The sequence below is a fragment of the Erwinia rhapontici genome (genome assembly GCF_020683125.1).
GTDB lineage: Bacteria > Pseudomonadota > Gammaproteobacteria > Enterobacterales > Enterobacteriaceae > Erwinia > Erwinia rhapontici.
The window spans coordinates 1,304,724-1,322,592 of the sequence record NZ_CP085627.1; the positions used below are offsets into that span (position 1 = coordinate 1,304,724).

The 17,869-nt window shown below is 52.7% G+C and carries 13 protein-coding genes and 6 tRNA genes; 2 read left to right on the plus strand and 17 right to left on the minus strand.

What is annotated here, in order from left to right:
- Positions 1-173 precede the first annotated feature (173 nt).
- From LJN55_RS06160 to miaB, 6 genes are all read right to left on the minus strand, one after another.
- A complete protein-coding gene (locus LJN55_RS06160) occupies positions 174-1,103 on the minus strand; it encodes an amino acid ABC transporter substrate-binding protein (RefSeq protein ID WP_133845582.1) in 930 nt (309 codons plus the stop codon).
- A 400-nt stretch (positions 1,104-1,503) separates the two neighbouring features.
- Positions 1,504-3,039, minus strand: a complete 1,536-nt coding sequence (gene lnt, locus LJN55_RS06165; protein ID WP_133845580.1) for an apolipoprotein N-acyltransferase — start codon at positions 3,037-3,039, stop codon at positions 1,504-1,506.
- 7 nt (positions 3,040-3,046) lie between these two features.
- A complete protein-coding gene (gene corC, locus LJN55_RS06170; protein ID WP_133845578.1) occupies positions 3,047-3,925 on the minus strand; it encodes a CNNM family magnesium/cobalt transport protein CorC in 879 nt (292 codons plus the stop codon).
- A gap of 128 nt (positions 3,926-4,053) precedes the next feature.
- Positions 4,054-4,521, minus strand: a complete 468-nt coding sequence (ybeY, locus tag LJN55_RS06175) for an rRNA maturation RNase YbeY (RefSeq protein WP_133845576.1) — start codon at positions 4,519-4,521, stop codon at positions 4,054-4,056.
- Positions 4,518-5,579, minus strand: a complete 1,062-nt coding sequence (locus LJN55_RS06180) for a PhoH family protein (RefSeq protein ID WP_133845574.1) — start codon at positions 5,577-5,579, stop codon at positions 4,518-4,520. Before LJN55_RS06180 ends, ybeY begins: the two co-directional genes overlap by 4 nt.
- Before the next feature lie 196 nt (positions 5,580-5,775).
- The gene (gene miaB / locus LJN55_RS06185; protein WP_227535864.1) at positions 5,776-7,200 is read right to left on the minus strand and encodes a tRNA (N6-isopentenyl adenosine(37)-C2)-methylthiotransferase MiaB; all 1,425 of its coding nucleotides are present in this window, start codon (positions 7,198-7,200) and stop codon (positions 5,776-5,778) included.
- Positions 7,201-7,384: 184 nt separating this feature from the next.
- Here miaB and ubiF point away from each other — a divergent pair, with 184 nt between their 5' ends.
- Positions 7,385-8,563: a 3-demethoxyubiquinol 3-hydroxylase gene (gene ubiF, locus LJN55_RS06190; RefSeq protein ID WP_227535865.1), complete on the plus strand. Its 1,179-nt coding sequence runs from the start codon at positions 7,385-7,387 to the stop codon at positions 8,561-8,563.
- A gap of 102 nt (positions 8,564-8,665) precedes the next feature.
- Here ubiF and LJN55_RS06195 read toward each other — a convergent pair.
- From LJN55_RS06195 to nagB, 11 genes are all read right to left on the minus strand, one after another.
- Positions 8,666-8,740 (minus strand) — tRNA-Gln (locus LJN55_RS06195).
- A gap of 67 nt (positions 8,741-8,807) precedes the next feature.
- A tRNA-Gln gene (locus LJN55_RS06200) sits at positions 8,808-8,882 on the minus strand.
- A 7-nt stretch (positions 8,883-8,889) separates the two neighbouring features.
- Positions 8,890-8,966, minus strand: a tRNA-Met gene (locus LJN55_RS06205).
- 41 nt (positions 8,967-9,007) lie between these two features.
- Positions 9,008-9,082: transfer RNA gene (locus LJN55_RS06210), tRNA-Gln, on the minus strand.
- A gap of 24 nt (positions 9,083-9,106) precedes the next feature.
- Positions 9,107-9,191, minus strand: a tRNA-Leu gene (locus LJN55_RS06215).
- 10 nt (positions 9,192-9,201) lie between these two features.
- Positions 9,202-9,278, minus strand: a tRNA-Met gene (locus LJN55_RS06220).
- A 220-nt stretch (positions 9,279-9,498) separates the two neighbouring features.
- Positions 9,499-11,163: an asparagine synthase B gene (asnB, locus tag LJN55_RS06225; RefSeq protein WP_133845568.1), complete on the minus strand. Its 1,665-nt coding sequence runs from the start codon at positions 11,161-11,163 to the stop codon at positions 9,499-9,501.
- Positions 11,164-11,425: 262 nt separating this feature from the next.
- Positions 11,426-12,178, minus strand: a complete 753-nt coding sequence (locus LJN55_RS06230; protein WP_133845775.1) for an HAD-IIA family hydrolase — start codon at positions 12,176-12,178, stop codon at positions 11,426-11,428.
- Between the two features lie 22 nt (positions 12,179-12,200).
- The gene (nagC, locus tag LJN55_RS06235) at positions 12,201-13,421 is read right to left on the minus strand and encodes a DNA-binding transcriptional regulator NagC (RefSeq protein ID WP_133845566.1); all 1,221 of its coding nucleotides are present in this window, start codon (positions 13,419-13,421) and stop codon (positions 12,201-12,203) included.
- Between the two features lie 7 nt (positions 13,422-13,428).
- On the minus strand, positions 13,429-14,577 hold the full coding sequence (gene nagA / locus LJN55_RS06240; protein ID WP_133845564.1) for an N-acetylglucosamine-6-phosphate deacetylase: 1,149 nt from the start codon (positions 14,575-14,577) through the stop codon (positions 13,429-13,431).
- A 99-nt stretch (positions 14,578-14,676) separates the two neighbouring features.
- On the minus strand, positions 14,677-15,477 hold the full coding sequence (nagB, locus tag LJN55_RS06245) for a glucosamine-6-phosphate deaminase (protein WP_227535866.1): 801 nt from the start codon (positions 15,475-15,477) through the stop codon (positions 14,677-14,679).
- 336 nt (positions 15,478-15,813) lie between these two features.
- Here nagB and nagE point away from each other — a divergent pair, with 336 nt between their 5' ends.
- Positions 15,814-17,760: a PTS N-acetyl glucosamine transporter subunit IIABC gene (gene nagE / locus LJN55_RS06250; protein ID WP_133845774.1), complete on the plus strand. Its 1,947-nt coding sequence runs from the start codon at positions 15,814-15,816 to the stop codon at positions 17,758-17,760.
- Positions 17,761-17,869: the final 109 nt, after the last annotated feature.

Here is a 17,869-nt window from a genome sequence, read left to right on the forward strand (position 1 = left end):
GCTTCGGGAGAATATTTTGATATGCGCACCGGGGAACGACCGGTTTGCATCTTCGTCAGGCGCCAGAACGTAAGCCCTGTCCGCCTGACTGTGTCTGTCCGAGCCTGTGTTCAACAATCGTAGGGCAGCGTACCGCCCTGTTGACACGCGAATCAGTGCGTGTTTTTTCTTTATTAATTCATTGCCTTGTCGTTAGGCGCTTTGAACAATGCTTTCATGTCGTCAGACAGGTCAAAGTCCATCGTCATATTTTTTGGTGGGATAGGCTGTTTGAACCATTTGTCGAACCACTTAGTGGCTTCGCCAGACGTCTGTGCCTGGGCAATTGTGTCGTCCATCAGCTTTTTAAACTCGCCATCACCTTTTCTCAGCATACAGCCGTAAGCTTCGTGAGACTGTGGAGTGCCAAGAATTTCCCAGTTAGCCGGTTTTTTTGCCTTAGCTCGTTCACCTGCCAGCAGAGCATCATCCATCATAAATGCGACAGCGCGGCCGCTTTCCAGGGTGCGGAAAGAGTCACCGTGATCTTTTGCACTGATGATACGCATGTCGAGTTTCTTCTCGTCGTTCAGCTTGTTCAGCAGAATTTCTGACGTGGTACCTGAAGTCACAACAACACTTTTGCCTTTCAGATCGGCGAAGTCTTTAATCGCGCCGCCTTTCTTCACCAGCAGACGCGTACCGACGACGAAGATGCTGTCGGAGAAGCTGGCCTGTTTCTGGCGCTCAAGGTTATTGGTGGTAGAGCCACATTCAAAATCGTAGGTGCCGTTTTGCAACAGCGGAATACGGTTCTGCGAGGTAATCGGTAGCATTTTTACTTGCAGGTCAGGTTTGTTCAGCTTTTTCTTGATAGCTTCAACAATCGCGTTGGAATAATCCTGAGAGTAACCCACAACTTTTTGCTGGTTGTCGTAGTAGGAGAACGGGACGGAGGATTCACGGTGGCCAACGACGATCACGCCGTTTTTAGCAATCTTTTCCAGAGTAGATGCTTGCTGTTGTGCATCAGCTGCTGCCTGTGGTTTTGCGTCCTCAGCGTGAGCGATACCAGAGGCGAATCCTGCCAGTGCAAGGCAAAGCCCCAGTTTCCGTAATTTCATGTTCCAACTCCTTTGCAGTTGTGGCGCGAAATAAACCCACGCCGACGTGATGTGATGTGTGTATTTCCTGCTAGTTATCTGTTTTATCCATAGCGAAAACGGTGTCATTCCTCCATAACATAGCTGAATGTTAATGAAGTGATACGGAAAAGTTTCTTTTTTGCGATGCAACCCGCACCAATTAAGTGCGATTCTTTCGACAATGCTTCGCATGGGTGCAATATCTGCGCCATGACGGTGCGCGAACGATTTCGTAGCGACTTGATATCGGGCTGACACACGTTTCACGGAAATATTTTGCAATCATCGTGCCAACGGCGGTTTTTTAACAGAAATGCAGCATAAGCTGTTGGGGATGGGGGAAAAAGATAGGGGCGAGGCATGCCTCGCCCGGAGAGAGTTATGAACGGCGTGAACGCCAAGCGCAGAGGACGCCAGCAAGGGCAAACAGTAATGTCACAGCCCAGATACCCCAGTTGCCGATTCGGGCATAAGGTGTCAGCCCGGTCGTCGGTGTGACCTTGGCTGCCAGTACTTCCGCTTTGAACTGTGGAATAATCTGTGCAATCTCACCCTCAGCATTCACCACTGCTGTCACTCCGTTATTGGTGCTGCGAAGCAGTGGGCGGCCGAGTTCCAGTGCACGCATACGCGCCATTTGCAGATGCTGCCACGGACCAATGGAGTGACCAAACCAGGCATCGTTCGAGATTGTCAGAAGGAAGTTGGTATCGGGCCTGAAGTTGTCACGCACCTGCTGGCCCAGTACGATTTCGTAGCAGATGGCGGCTGTCAGGTTGTAACCCGCAACCTGGAGCTGTGGCTGCACGTAGTCACCCCGACTGAAGGAAGACATTGGCAGGTCGAAGAACGGTGCCAGTGGACGCAGCAGGGTTTCCAGCGGAACGAACTCACCAAAAGGCACCAGATGATTCTTCTGGTAGCGGTTCTTGCTGAAATAGTTGTAAGGCTGCGGTCCGCCCAGCACGATGATGGTGTTGTAGTCGTGGTAGCGATTGCTTTCGAGGCGTGAATCAACAATGCCGGTCACCAGGCTACTGCCTCCAGCCCGCAGTTGTTCATCCACGGCTTTCAGGAACGGCTGCTGGCGAGTTTCCAGGTCAGGAATCGCCGACTCTGGCCAGATGATGATCGGCGCTTTCCCTACAAACGGACGGCTGAGCGCGGTATAGGTTTTCAGCGTATTCACCAGCTGATCCGGATCCCACTTCATCGATTGTTCAATATTGCCCTGAACCAGCGCCACATCCACTGCCCGCTCGGGCAAAGGCTGGAACCAGCTGATCTGACGCAGCGGCCAGGGGAGCAACAGTAATGCCAGGGCGGCGACACCAGCAGCCAGATGGCGTTTCAGTGCGGCATACACCGCCAGGCCGGCGATAATCATCAGCAGGAAGGTGATGCCTTCCACACCCAGTAATGGCGCCAGGCCTTTCAGCGGGCCATTAATCTGGCTGTAGCCAAACTGCAACCACGGGAAACCGGTCAGTACCCAGCCGCGCAGGAACTCCGTCATTTGCCACAGCACCGGAGCCGCCAGCGCCAGGCGCAGCAGCGTGGTTTTCGGGCTCAGGCGGTTGAGCAGGGCAGCAAACAGCAGGGGGTAGAGAGACAGCCAGGCTGCCAGCAGGATCACAAGGAAGACATTGACCGGGCCAGGCATTCCGCCGAAGGTGGCAATGCTGACGTAAACCCAGTTAATGCCGCTACCGAACAGTCCCATGCCCCAGACAAAGCCGATGGCACTGGCCTGACGCGTGCTGCGGTTTAACGTCAGGGCCTGTAAGCCGATCAGTGAAACCAGTGCCGCAGGCCAGAAATCATAGGGGGAGAAAGAAAGGGTGCCAATGGCACCCGTGATAAGCGCTAAAAGCAGGCGAACCTGCTGGCGCTGGCAGAATAAGGCAATTGCCATAAGTCGGTTACTCTTCCAGAGTCGGTTGCGGCGAATTTTCCGGGATTTTGACATGGACCTGAATAATACGGCGGCTGTCTGCCATCGCGACTTTAAACTGGTAACCATCGATCTCAATGCTTTCACCCCGTGCCGGCAGATGGCCAAAGCCCTGCATCACCAGGCCGCCGATGGTATCCACTTCTTCATCGCTGAAGTGGGTGTTGAAGACTTCGTTGAAATCTTCGATCGGCGTCAGGGCGCGAATGGTGTAAGTGTGGCGACTGAGCTGACGAATATCGCGATCTTCTTCATCGTCATACTCATCTTCAATTTCACCGACGATCAGCTCAAGGATATCCTCGATAGTCACCAGGCCGGACACGCCACCAAATTCATCAATCACAATAGCCATATGATAGCGCTGTGAACGGAACTCTTTCAGCATCCGGTCGACACGCTTACTTTCCGGCACCACCACCGCTGGGCGCAGTACCTTTTCCATACTGAACGGCTCAGACTCACTGCTCATAAATGGCAGCAGGTCCTTGGCCATCAGGATGCCTTCAACATGGTCCTTGTCTTCGCTGATCACCGGAAAACGTGAGTGGGCAGACTCAATAATCACCGCCAGGCACTCTTCCAGCGTCTGGTTACGCTTGAGCGTGACCATCTGAGAGCGAGGGATCATGATGTCGCGTACACGCTGTTCGGCGATATCCATCACACCTTCCAGCATGTCCCTGGTATCCGGGTCGATCAGGTCATTCTGTTCAGAATCACGGATCAACTCCAGCAGGTCATCGCGGTTTTTCGGCTCACCGTGGAACAATTGGTTGAGAATCAGCGTAAAAAATCCCTTTTTGGTACTGGGACTGTCATTGTTTTGTGAATGGTCATCGCTCATGGCGTTTTTGAGTTTGTCTCTCTATCAATAAAATCGGCTGCCCCAGGTGGGGCAGGCGTGATGGCTTGTACAAATCTGTCATCTGAAGCCGCAGTGGCCTTCATTTTCAGGCGATACAAGCCAGGTACTTATTCTTTCTCCGAAATGTACGGATCGGGATAGCCAAGAGCAAGCATTATCTCGGTCTCCAGCGATTCCATCTCTTCGGCTTCGTCATCTTCAATGTGATCATAACCCAACAGATGCAGGCTACCGTGGATCACCATGTGCGCCCAGTGGGCCTCAAGCGTTTTTTCCTGTTCGGTAGCTTCCGCTTCCACCACCTGGCGACAGATAATCAAATCGCCCAGCAGGGGCAGTTCGATGCCCGGAGGGGCTTCAAATGGGAAGGACAGCACATTAGTCGGTTTGTCTTTTGCGCGATAGGTGTGGTTTAACTCACGGCTTTCCGCTTCATCAACCAGACGGATAGTGACTTCGCTTTCTGGCTGGAACTGCGGCAGTACCGCCTCCAGCCAGCGTTGAAAATCGGCTTCAGCCGGCAGACCCTGCTCGCTTTCACAGGCGAGTTGCAGGTCCAGAATAACATTACTCATTTGTTCTCCTGTGAAGCCTGCTGGGCAGCCAGTGCTTCACGTTTACGTTCTTCTGCCTGGGCATCACGCCGTTTTTGGTCGGCAGCTTCCCAGGCTTCATAGGCAACGACAATGCGCGCAACGACAGGATGGCGCACCACGTCTTCACTGTGAAAGAAGTTAAAACTCAGTTCATCCACATCGGACAGCACCTCAATAGCATGGCGCAGGCCGGATTTCAGGTTACGTGGCAGGTCAATCTGCGTCACATCACCGGTGATCACCGCTTTCGAGTTAAATCCAATACGCGTCAGAAACATCTTCATCTGTTCGATGGTGGTGTTCTGGCTTTCATCGAGAATGATAAACGCATCGTTCAGTGTACGACCGCGCATATAGGCCAGCGGTGCCACTTCAATCACGTTACGCTCGATCAGCTTCTCCACGCGTTCAAAGCCCAGCATCTCGAACAGAGCGTCGTACAGAGGGCGCAGGTAGGGGTCCACCTTCTGGCTGAGGTCCCCCGGCAGGAAGCCGAGTTTTTCACCGGCTTCAACGGCAGGACGGGTTAGCATAATACGACGGATCTCCTGGCGCTCCAGGGCATCCACCGCGGCTGCGACCGCCAGATACGTTTTACCGGTTCCCGCAGGGCCAATACCAAACGTAACATCATGGTCGAGAATGTTGGCGACATACTGCGCCTGGTTTGGCGTACGCGGTTTGATCACGCCGCGTTTGGTTTTAATATGAATCGCTTTGCCGAACTCGGGCACACTGTCCGCGGTCTGTTCAAGCACGCCGCTCTCTTTGATAGCCAGATGAATCTGTTCCGGGTCGATATCCGGGATATGGCCTCGTACAGGGGCGGTATCCACATAAAGATGACGCAGAATGTCTACGCCAGCATGAACGCTCAGCGCACGTCCCACCAGCTTAAAGGCGTTTTCACGGCGGTTGATCTCAATACCCAGTCGGCGTTCCAACTGTTTGATATTGTCATCAAATGGGCCGCACAGGCTCAGCAGCCGCGCGTTATCAATAGGTTCCAGCGTTACTTCACGTGTTTCAATATTCAAACTAATCCTTTGGGTCACACAGGGCCAGGTTGAGAAATGGATGACTGTCTGGCTTCAGCGCCATAAATGAATTATTTATGGCAGCACATAAAGCTGCAAGCGTCCGAGTGGATATTTGGGCGCGTCTTTCAGAAAGCAAGTGTAACGCAATGAAATCATACGGCGAACCCGGAAGGCTCGCCGCATTATTGAGGGATTAAGGCTGGAAGGTGCCGACGCCCAGTTCGTTCTCTTTGCGCGTGCGCGCAATAACGGAGGCTGGGGTCTCGATGCTGCGCAGGTCCATTTGAGCTTCACCGCGGACAAAAATGCCGCGCAGTGAGTTGGCATAGACATCGACGATATTGACATCAACGAATTTGCCAATGTGTTCTGGCGTGCCTTCAAAATTCACCACGCGATTACATGCAGTACGGCCGGACAGCTCCATCACATTTTTACGTGAAGTGCCTTCGACCAGAATGCGTTGCACAGTGCCAAGCTTACGGCGACTCCAGGCCATCACCTGCTGATTAAGGCGATCCTGCAGAATATAAAGACGCTGTTTTTTCTCGTCGTCGGAGACATCATCCGGCAGGTCGGCAGCGGGGGTTCCCGGACGGGCTGAATAGATAAAGCTGTAGCTGATATCAAAATTGATTTCACCGACCAGCTTCATGGTCTGCTCGAAGTCTGCCTGCGTTTCGCCAGGAAAACCGATGATAAAGTCAGAGCTGATTTGAATATCCGGGCGTGCAGCAACCAGCTTGCGAATAATCGCTTTGTATTCCAGCGCCGTGTGCGCACGCTTCATTAGCGTCAGGATGCGGTCGGCACCGCTTTGTACCGGCAGGTGCAGGAAGCTCACCAGCTCTGGTGTGTCGCGGTAGACATCAATGATATCGTCGGTAAATTCGATAGGGTGGCTGGTGGTAAAGCGAATGCGGTCAATACCATCAATGGCGGCAACCAGGCGTAGTAGCTCAGCGAATGAGCAGATACCGCTGTCGAAGGTCTCACCGCGATACGCATTGACGTTCTGACCCAGCAGATTCACCTCACGCACGCCCTGTGCGGCCAGTTGGGCGATCTCGAACAGAATATCATCCGAAGGGCGGCTGACTTCCTCACCGCGCGTATAAGGCACCACGCAGAAGGTGCAGTATTTATTGCAGCCTTCCATGATCGAGACAAATGCGGTCGGCCCGTCAGCACGCGGCTCGGGCATGCGGTCAAATTTTTCGATTTCCGGGAAGCTGACATCCACGACCGGGCTTTTCGTGCCACGCACCGTATTAATCATCTCCGGCAAACGATGCAGGGTCTGCGGGCCAAAAACAATATCCACGCAGTTGGCACGTTGGCGCAGTTGATCGCCTTCCTGTGATGCCACACAGCCGCCGACGCCGATAATCACATCGGGATTAGACTCCTTCAGTTTTCTCCAACGGCCAAGCAAAGCAAAAACTTTTTCCTGGGCCTTTTCACGAATCGAACAGGTGTTGAGCAGCAGGACATCGGCATCTTCTGCCGCATCGGTCAGGGTATAACCATGAGTGCTGTTTAACAGGTCTGCCATTTTGGATGAGTCATACTCATTCATCTGACAGCCCCAGGTTTTAATATGCAGTTTTTTTGTCATCGACTTGCCATTTGTCATGCAGAAAGGAGAGCGGGGCGCGTATTGTAGTGCTTCGCTGCCAGTGAGGCCGGTGTTCTGAATGTCACAGAAAAATCCGGTACACTTACGAACGATCAGGATAACAGAATTCTGCCGGTGAGGTGTAGCTGCACAGCACGCGTGATACGGCCGGAGAAGGAAAAAAATGACGGAAAAAAAACATAAAGTAGATGTGGCCATCGTCGGTGGCGGCATGGTGGGTGCTGCGCTGGCAAGTGGGCTGGCACAGCAGGGTTTTCAGGTCGCGGTACTGGAGCAGGCGGCACCGGCCGCGTTTGATGCAGCCAGCCCCCCTGACGTGCGAATTTCGGCCATTGGTGCGGCCTCTGTTGCACTGCTGAAGCAGCTGGATGTCTGGCCTGCAGTGCTCGGTATGCGCTGCGTCCCTTATCTTAAGCTGGAGACCTGGGAGTGGCAGACCGCGCATGTCGGATTCGATGCTGAATCGCTCGGCTTACCTGAGCTCGGTTATATGGTTGAAAACAGCGTATTGCAGCGTGCGCTGTGGCAGCGTTTGCAACAACAGGAGGTGGCGCTGTTATGCCCGGCCCGCCTGCGCGATTTACAGCAAGTTAACGGTGGCTGGCAATTGGCGTTGGAGAGCGGTGAGACAGTCACAGCCAGGCTGGTCGTGGGGGCCGATGGTGCCAATTCGCAGGTACGTCAGTTAGCGGGCATTGGTATTCACGGCTGGAATTATGCTCAGTCCTGTATGTTAATCAGCGTTCGCTGTGAACAGGATGCCGGGGATACCACCTGGCAGCAGTTTACCCCGGAGGGGCCACGTGCTTTCCTGCCGCTGTTTGACCGCTGGGCTTCACTGGTGTGGTACGACAGCCCGGCGCGTATTCGCCAACTGCAAGCAATGACGATGCCACAGCTGCAAAAAGAGATTCAGGCGCATTTCCCGGCACGTCTCGGCCAGGTTACGCCGTTTGCGGCTGGATCATTCCCGTTGGTTCGTCGTCACGCCACGCGTTATGTCCTCCCTGGCCTGGCGCTGGTGGGTGATGCTGCGCACACCATTAATCCGCTGGCCGGACAGGGTGTAAATCTGGGCTATCGTGATGTTGATGCATTAATCAGTGTATTAAGCGAGTCGCGTCTGCGGGCTGAGGATTGGGCGTCGACGGCGGTATTACAGCGTTATCAGCGTAAACGACAGAAAGATAATCTGCTGATGCAAAGTGGTATGGACCTGTTCTATTTCGCCTTCAGTAACCAGTCTGCGCCGCTTAAAGTGGTGCGTAATCTGGGGCTGATAGTGGCGCAGCATTCTGGCGTGTTAAAACGGCAGGCGCTGAAGTACGCACTGGGATTGTGAGATTGCGGGTTGACCGAAACAGAAGGCCAACCCCTGCATGATCGTTAGTTTGGATTTACTACAGACGTAAAAAAGCCCGCTTGCGCAGGCTTTTATACTTTATGGCTGGGGTGCAGGGATTCGAACCCCGGAATGCTGGTATCAGAAACCAGTGCCTTACCGCTTGGCGACACCCCAATTTTTTATGCGACTGGCGAACCAGGCGTCTTCTTCTTTGCGACTCGTACTACCAGCCGTCTTTATATGGCTGGGGTGCAGGGATTCGAACCCCGGAATGCTGGTATCAGAAACCAGAGCCTTACCACTTGGCGACACCCCAATAAAATTGGTGGCTACTACGGGAATCGAACCTGTGACCCCAGCATTATGAGTGCTGTGCTCTAACCAGCTGAGCTAAGTAGCCTAATTTTACTGCTTTACAATACTAACATACTTCTAAAAAAATGGCTGGGGTACCTGGATTCGAACCAGGGAATGCCGGTATCAAAAACCGGTGCCTTACCGCTTGGCGATACCCCATCCGTGCAAAACCGCTTATGGAAATGGTGCGGGAGGCGAGACTTGAACTCGCACACCTTGCGGCGCCAGAACCTAAATCTGGTGCGTCTACCAATTTCGCCACTCCCGCGCAAAAAAGATGGTGGCTACTACGGGAATCGAACCTGTGACCCCAGCATTATGAGTGCTGTGCTCTAACCAGCTGAGCTAAGTAGCCTTCTTTTTTCGCGTAACCTTCTGCGGCGTTGCGGGGCGCATTATGCGGAGTTGGCCTAAAAGCGTCAACAAGTTTTTTCCCGTTTTTTGTCACAATCGTGTTGTTTGACTGCCTTGTGAGCAGGATGACGATAAAATCAACGAATTCTGATGCTAACAGACGCAACGGCTAAATAAAAACGGGCCACAAGGGCCCGTTAGCGGTGATTCATCAGAACATATTAGTAAGCAGACTGGTGCACACCTACGGCGCGACCTGATGGATCGTCCATGTTTTTGAACGCTTCATCCCATTCTATGGCCTTAGCGGACGAACAGGCCACTGACGGGCCGCCAGGGACGCATTCTGCTGCGCTTGGCAGCGGGAACAGCTCTTCAAAGATTTCACGGTACAAATACGCTTCTTTAGACGTTGGCGTGTTGTACGCGAAACGGAAGTGGGCGGTTTGCAACTGCTGGTCGCTAATCTGCTCTGCAGCCACTTCTTTCAGGGTATCAATCCAGCTGTAGCCCACACCATCAGAGAACTGCTCTTTCTGGCGCCATGCGACGCTGGCTGGCAGGTAAGATTCAAAACACTCACGCAGGATGTGTTTTTCCATTTTACCGTTGCTACCACACATTTTATCCTGTGGGTTGATGCGCATTGCCACATCCAGGAATTTTTTATCCAGGAACGGTACACGCGCTTCCACGCCCCAGGCTGACATCGCCTTGTTAGCGCGAGCACAGTCAAACATATGCAGTGCATGCAATTTACGCACGTTCTCTTCGTGGAATTCACGGGCGTTCGGTGCTTTATGGAAGTAAAGGTAGCCGCCGAACACTTCGTCAGCACCTTCACCGGACAGTACCATCTTAATGCCCATTGCCTTGATTTTACGTGACATCAGGTACATCGGCGTAGACGCGCGGATGGTGGTCACATCATAGGTTTCGATGTGGTAAATCACATCGCGAATCGCATCGAGACCTTCCTGCACGGTGAAATGAATTTCGTGGTGCACGGTACCCAGATGTTCTGCCACGGCTTTCGCCGCGGTCAGGTCCGGCGATCCTTCCAGGCCAACGGCAAAGGAGTGCAGCTGTGGCCACCAGGCTTCGCTTTTATCCTGATCTTCTACGCGCTTCGCCGCAAAACGTTTGGTCACGGCAGAGATAATCGAAGAATCCAGACCACCGGACAGCAGGACACCGTAAGGCACATCTGACATCAGATGGCTTTTAACGGACTCTTCCAGTGCGTTTTTCAACGCCGCTGCATCAGTGACGTTTTCTTCTACTGCGGCATAGTCAAACCAGTCACGCTGCCAGTAGCGGCGGATCTCGCCATCGGTGCTGGACAGATAACTTCCCGGTGGGAATTCTTTAATGCTGCGGCATACAGGCACCAGCGCTTTCATTTCGGAAGCGACATACAGGTTACCGTGCTCGTCGTTGCCCATATACAGCGGGATAATCCCGATATGGTCACGGCCGATTAACCAGGTGTTTTTCACACTGTCATACAAAATGAAGGCAAACATGCCTTGCAGGTCATCGAGGAAATCGATGCCTTTTTCCTGATACAGCGCGAGAATCACTTCACAGTCAGACTCGGTCTGGAACTCATAGCGATCGCTCAGTTCAGCGCGCAGCGCCTGATGGTTGTAAATTTCACCGTTCACCGCAAGTACGTGGGTATGCGCTGCGTTGTACAGCGGCTGTGCGCCGTTGTTAACGTCAACGATCGACAGACGCTCATGGACGAGGATCGCTTTGTCATCGGCATACACGCCGGACCAGTCCGGGCCACGGTGACGCATCAGACGTGAAAGCTCCAGGGCTTTCTTGCGCAGTTCAACAGGATCGCTTTTCAGATCGAGTACACCAAAAATAGAACACATAAACAGCTCCCTAACGACTTACCTTGCGGTGATGATATTGGTTTAAAGCGACAGATATCGCGTGATGTATAAGAAAATGCGCTAACCAGTGAGGTGATGCAAGTAATTTAGTCATTAGGTGAAAAATAGCCTGTTGACCAGGGTGAATTCTTAGTGGATATGCAAATTAAATGGAGTTTTATTGACGAATCGATAATGAATGGTGAAAAGTGAACAAGAAGCGCACAGCGTGGGGGCGGTGCCCGGCGGACCGGGCAGAAAACTAGATAATGTCGATATCGGCAACGGAAGGGTAGATCCAGGTAGGACGGAACGGCATCGCGTCAACGTCACTCAGGCTGGAAACTCCCGACAGAACCAGAATGGTTTCCAACCCGGCCTGGAAGCCAGCAAGAATATCGGTGCGCAGGTTATCACCTACGATCACCGTTTCTTCGGAGTGCGCCTGAATCTTATTCAGTGCTGCACGCATAATCCACGGACTGGGTTTACCGACGTAAAAAGGCTGACGGCCGGATATTTTTTCGATACCTGCGCAAAGCGCGCCACAGGCTGGTGAGAAGCCATGTCCACGGCTGTCCGGGTTAGTTGCGATGAATCGTGCACCATTGGCCACGAAGAAAGCGGCTTTATGCATCATGTCCCAGTTAAAGGAACGGGTTTCTCCGACGATAACGAAATCAGGATTGATATCGGTAATCGTAAATCCGGCTTTGTACAGCTCATGGATCAACGCGCCTTCTCCAACCACATAGGCTTTTTTTCCTTCCTGACGCTTCAGGAAGTCCGCAGTGGCCATGGCAGAGGTATAGAACACGCTGTCCGGCAGTTCAATGCCGGCAGAGGCAAAGCGATTAGACAGGTCCATCGCGGTTTGGGAAGGGTAGTTTGTTAACACCACCAGCGGCATATTATTGCCGACGATGCGCTGTAAAAACTCACGCGCGCCGGGGACGGCAGTATTGTCGTGCATCAGCACGCCGTCGATATCACAGATTACGTTCTTTATCGTCATGCGTTCAGAGTCCATCATTCAATTAACCTTCCAGCAGGCGCTGAAGCAGAATTCCGTTGAGCATGGCGCGTTTCACCAGTGCAAAAGCACCAATGGCCGATCGGTGGTCGATCTCCGAGCGTACAACGGGTAAATTTTTACGGAAGGCTTTGAGTGCCTGAGTATTAATGCAGCCTTCAATTGCCGGCAGCAGCACTTTATCTGCTTCCGTAATTTCACCGGCAATGACAATTTTTTGTGGATTGAACAGATTAATGGCAATGGCGATTGCTTTGCCGAGGTGACGGCCAACATGTTCAATCACTTCACTTGATAGCGCATCTCCGCGATTGGCGGCACGGCAGATAAGTTGAATCTGACAATCATCAAGGGTGAGACTACTTGGATAACCCTGCGTGAGTAGATGGCGCACGCGATGTTCAATGGCGCTGTTGGCAGCGATAGTTTCAAGACAGCCAAAGTTGCCGCAGTGGCAACGCTCGCCTAACGGGTCCACCTGGATGTGCCCCAGCTCACCCACGTTGCCGTTGCTGCCGAGGAAAATCTGGCCGTTAGCAATAATCCCGGCACCTGTTCCCCGATGAACACGCACCAAAATGGAGTCAGCACAATCGCGCGATGCGCCAAAATAGTGCTCTGCCAGGGCCAGACTACGGATGTCATGGCCGACAAAACTGGTGACATTGAATCGTTTTTCCAGGTTGGCGACCAGCGGCCAGTGGCTGACGCTGATGTGTGGCATATAACGAATAATACCGTTTTTCGGGTCGACCAGACCTGGCAGAATGACGGAGATCGCAATCAGTTCGCGCAGTTTGCGCTGATGCAGTTCGCTAAAGTCAGCAATGGCCTTAAACAGCGCGTTTTCGAGGGTTTCCTGCGTGCGTTCTGGCAGTGGGTAGTGCTCTTCCGCCAGCGATTTTCCGCTTAAATCAAACAGGGTGACGGTGGCATCGTTGCGACCAAGGCGCACGCCAATGGTATTAAATCCGCGGGTTTCCGTAATGATAGAAATCGCCCGGCGCCCCCCGGTAGAAGCCTGTTGGTCAACTTCTTTAATCAGACCACGCTCAATGAGCTGACGCGTGATCTTGGTGACACTGGCGGGGGCGAGCTGACTATGCTCGGCAATCTGGATTCGTGAGATAGGGCCCTGCTGATCGATGAGCCGGTAGACGGCTGCACCATTAAGTTGTTTAACAAGATCAACATTTCCAATTTGAGCCTGGCCGCCAGTGGTCATTAAATATCTACTCGCTTAAGACCTCGTTACCATTAACGATAGTCCGGGTGATTTTGTAATCGCGGGTGAACACCGTCAGATTAGCCACTTTCCCGGCTTCAATTGACCCTAAATGCGTGTCTACCCCCATTGCGCGGGCCGGATAAAGTGTTGCCATACGCAGCGCCTCGTCAAGGGAAATGCCCACGTGTTCGACGCTGTTTGCCACAGCCTCAATCATAGTTAGCGCAGATCCGCTCAGAGTGCCGTTCTCATCAACACACAGCCCGTTGCGATAGTATATTGTTTTACCAGCAAAAATGAACCGATCAATAGAAGCACCCGCCGGTGCCGTGGCATCGGTAACGAGGATCAGTTTGTCGCCTTTGATTCGTTTAGCATTACGAATGTTAGCGTAATGGACATGTAAACCGTCGGCGATGATACCGCACCAGACATCCGGTGAATCAAACAACGCACCGATTAATCCAGGTTCACGACCGCTGGTGGTCGGCATAGCGTTATATAAATGCGTGGCAAAGGAGACCCCGGCATCAATCCCGGCAAGCGCTTCGTCATAAGTACCGTGGGAATGGCCCGCAGAGATGATAATTCCGGCATCACGCAGTTGACGAACAACCGCGGCGTCTACTTTTTCTGGCGCGAGGGTAATCTTACTGATGACATCGGCGTTGGCACACAGGAAATCGACCAGCGCGCTATCCGGAGCACGGATGAGGTCTGGATTGTGGGTGCCTTTTTTCAACGGATTGAGCCAGGGGCCTTCCAGATGCAGGCCGAGCGCCTGGTTGCTGTTCTGCGCCAGCCAGGCACGCATCACTTCAACGGCACGTTTCATCAGCTCATCGGTGCTGGTGATAAGCGTAGGCAGAAAGCTGGTACAACCTGACTTCTCATTGGCTTTCTGCATGATTTGCAGGGTTTCTACGCTGATCGCTGAAATATCATCGTTAAACTGCACGCCGCCGCAGCCATTCAGCTGCAGGTCAATAAAGCCAGGGGCAATAATCGCACCGCCAACCTGACGAGTTTCAATGCCAGCGGGCAGATCCTCCAGCGGGCAGATACGATCGATCAGGCCATTGGCAACCACTACCGCATGCCGATCGAGGATTTTATGGCCTGTGTAGATACGGCCCTGGGTTAATGCGTACATAGTTGTTCTCCTGACTTTCCTGATATTTCTTGTCCTGCCGGCAGGGCGCTAACCCTCCGGCAGGCACCGGTCTGAAATGACGACAGCGACCAGGGATGATCACAGATCTTTAATATTTCCAGCTTCCATCTCGCGGAAATACTTCACGGTTTTCATCTTCAGCTCCATCGTGGACGGTTCATCACACACCACGACCGCTTTCGCGTGCAGCTGCAAACAGCTGATGGTCCACATATGATTCACGTTGCCTTCTACTGCGGCTTGCAGCGCCTGAGCTTTCAGATGGCCCGTGACCAGAATCATCACCTCTTCTGCATCCAGTAATGTACCCACACCCACCGTCAGGGCATATTTTGGCACCTGGTCGACGTCGCCACCAAAGAAGCGTGAGTTGGCGATGCGGGTATCGTGAGTCAGCGTTTTAATACGGGTACGAGACGCCAGAGAGGAAGCGGGTTCGTTAAAGGCAATGTGTCCGTCATTTCCTACGCCACCCATGAACAGGTGAATTTTGCCGTAAGAACGGATTTTTTCCTCATATTGGCGACATTCTGCGTCAATATCCGGTGCATTACCATTGAGAAGGTTGATGTTTTCACTTGAAATATCAACATGATCAAAAAAGTTACGGAACATAAAACTGTGGTAACTTTCCGGGTGCTCTTTCGGCAGGCCGACATATTCATCCATATTGAAGGTCACAACATGCTTGAAGCTGACCTGGCCCGCTTTGTGCATATCAGTAAGATGTTTATAGGCTTCCAGCGGTGTGCCGCCAGTGGGTAAGCCCAGGACAAATGGACGATCGGCGGTAGGATTGAACGCATTGATGCGATTTACAATATGGCGTGCCGCCCATTTTCCGACCTGGGCTGGTGTTGCCAGAGGAATCAGTCTCATGTTGCACCTCGTATATAAGCAGAGTTAGGTATTAAGTTAAAACGGTGCTCTGTCGTTGTTCTGGTAAGCGTAACGCGATTACCATCATGCAACAGAGGGATTTGTCCGTTTTGATTTTTCGAATCATAAAATAAGTTTGTGCTGTTGACCAGCCATATGCTAAGAATAATGCGTTTTTAGGTGATTTTAATCACATATATGACGGTTTAATTTGCGAAGCGAATTAATTTTTTTTTACACTTCGTTTCGTGGTGTGTAGTGTCGGGCTGACAAAAAAAAACCGTGAAAAAAAACAGACGGTTTTTGCCGCCTTAACGGGTCTCATAGGGGGAAATGGTGAATATTTTAGGATTCTTTCAAAGATTAGGGCGGTCGTTACAGCTGCCAATAGCCGTGCTGCCTGTTGCTGCACTGATGCTGCGCTTCGGCCAGCCTGATTTACTCAATATGCCGTTTATTGCACAGGGCGGCGGGGCGATTTTTGACAACCTCGCACTGATTTTTGCTATCGGTGTGGCGTCGACCTGGTCTAAAGACAACGCCGGTGCTGCCGCGCTGGCTGGTGCTGTGGGTTACTTTATTCTGACCAAAGCGATGGTGACCATCAACCCAACGGTCAATATGGGTGTGCTGGCGGGGATTATTACGGGCCTGATAGCCGGTATGACCTACAACCGCTGGGCTGACATCAAACTGCCTGACTTCCTGAGCTTCTTTGGCGGTAAACGCTTCGTACCTATCGCGACGGGCTTTTTCTGTCTGGTGCTGGCGGCGGTGTTTGGTTATGTCTGGCCTCCGGTTCAGGCGGCAATTCATTCCGGCGGTGAGTGGATTGTCTCTGAGGGGGCTTTCGGTGCGGGTATCTTCGGTTTCGTTAACCGTCTGCTGATCCCAACCGGTTTGCATCAGGTGCTGAACACTATTGCCTGGTTCCAGATTGGTGAGTTCACCAATGCGGCCGGTGCTGTGGTCCACGGTGATATCAACCGCTTCTATGCGGGTGACGGCACGGCGGGGATGTTCATGTCCGGGTTCTTCCCGATCATGATGTTTGGTCTGCCGGGTGCTGCACTGGCGATGTATCTGGCTGCACCGAAAGCGCGCCGTCCAATGGTTGGCGGTATGCTGCTTTCTGTTGCGGTGACCGCATTCCTGACGGGTGTGACCGAGCCGCTGGAATTCCTGTTTATGTTCCTGGCGCCGATGCTGTATCTGATCCACGCCTTGCTGACGGGCATCAGTCTGTTTGTGGCGACAACGCTGGGCATTCATGCCGGGTTCTCTTTCTCTGCGGGCGCCATCGACTATGTATTGATGTATAAATTGCCTGCGGCCAGCCAGAATGTGTGGTTGCTGCTGGTGATGGGGCTGGTGGCCTTTGTAGTCTACTTCGTTCTGTTCAGCGCAGTGATCCGTATGCTCAATCTGAAAACGCCAGGCCGCGAAGATGAAGGCGACCTGCTGGTAAAAGATGAAGCGAACAGCAATACCGAAGAGGGCCTGGCAGACCTGTCCCGCCAGTATATTGGTGCGATTGGTGGCTCGGATAACCTTAATGTTATTGATGCCTGCATCACTCGCCTGCGTCTGTCCGTTAAAGATGCATCGCTGGTGAATGATGCACAGTGTAAACGCCTGGGGGCTTCCGGGGTGGTGAAACTGAACAAGCAGACCATTCAGGTGATTGTGGGTGCGAAAGCAGAATCCATCGCCGAAGAGATGAAAAAGCAGATTGCTAAAGGCCCGGTTGCTGCCGCAGCGGCGAGCTCGAAACCTGTTGCGCCAGTCGCCGCTCCGCAGGCAATACCCAATGCGGCTAAAGGGGTGATCGGTACACTGGTTGCACCGGTTAGCGGTAAGGTTGTTGCCATTGACCAGGTGCCTGATGAAGCCTTCGCCAGCAAAGCCGTGGGCGACGGCCTGGCCATCTTGCCAACCGGTAGCACCGTTGTTGCTCCGGCTTCCGGTACGCTGGTGAAAATCTTTAATACTAACCATGCATTCTGTCTTGAAACCGAAAACGGCGTCGAAATTGTAGTGCACATGGGGCTGGATACGGTTGCACTGGAAGGTAAAGGGTTTACGCGTCTGGCTGAAGAAGGCTCAACGGTAGTGGCGGGTCAGCCAGTACTGGAAATGGACCTTGTCTTCCTGAATGCGAATGCCCGTTCGATGATCAGTCCGGTGGTGATCAGCAACATTGATGATTTCGCGGGATTAACGCTGCTGGCCGGTGAAACCGTGGTAGCGGGTGAGACCCGAATCGTTGAAATTAATGGCTAACACCGTCGACTGATGCGACTGTGACAGGGCGGGAAGCGATTCCCGCCCTTTTTTTATGTGATTCCCGCAACAAACGGTTGTTTCCCCTCTCTGCTTTGTGGATCATACT

Excerpts from the sequence above, each read along its gene's own strand:
- LJN55_RS06160 (WP_133845582.1), bottom strand. The coding sequence starts at position 1,103 with ATGAAATTACGGAAACTGGGGCTTTGCCTTGCACTGGCAGGATTCGCC.
- lnt (WP_133845580.1), bottom strand. The coding sequence starts at position 3,039 with ATGGCAATTGCCTTATTCTGCCAGCGCCAGCAGGTTCGCCTGCTTTTA.
- corC (WP_133845578.1), bottom strand. The coding sequence starts at position 3,925 with ATGAGCGATGACCATTCACAAAACAATGACAGTCCCAGTACCAAAAAG.
- ybeY (WP_133845576.1), bottom strand. The coding sequence starts at position 4,521 with ATGAGTAATGTTATTCTGGACCTGCAACTCGCCTGTGAAAGCGAGCAG.
- miaB (WP_227535864.1), bottom strand. The coding sequence starts at position 7,200 with ATGACAAAAAAACTGCATATTAAAACCTGGGGCTGTCAGATGAATGAG.
- ubiF (WP_227535865.1), top strand. The coding sequence starts at position 7,385 with ATGACGGAAAAAAAACATAAAGTAGATGTGGCCATCGTCGGTGGCGGC.
- asnB (WP_133845568.1), bottom strand. The coding sequence starts at position 11,163 with ATGTGTTCTATTTTTGGTGTACTCGATCTGAAAAGCGATCCTGTTGAA.
- LJN55_RS06230 (WP_133845775.1), bottom strand. The coding sequence starts at position 12,178 with ATGACGATAAAGAACGTAATCTGTGATATCGACGGCGTGCTGATGCAC.
- nagC (WP_133845566.1), bottom strand. The coding sequence starts at position 13,421 with ATGACCACTGGCGGCCAGGCTCAAATTGGAAATGTTGATCTTGTTAAA.
- nagA (WP_133845564.1), bottom strand. The coding sequence starts at position 14,577 with ATGTACGCATTAACCCAGGGCCGTATCTACACAGGCCATAAAATCCTC.
- nagB (WP_227535866.1), bottom strand. The coding sequence starts at position 15,477 with ATGAGACTGATTCCTCTGGCAACACCAGCCCAGGTCGGAAAATGGGCG.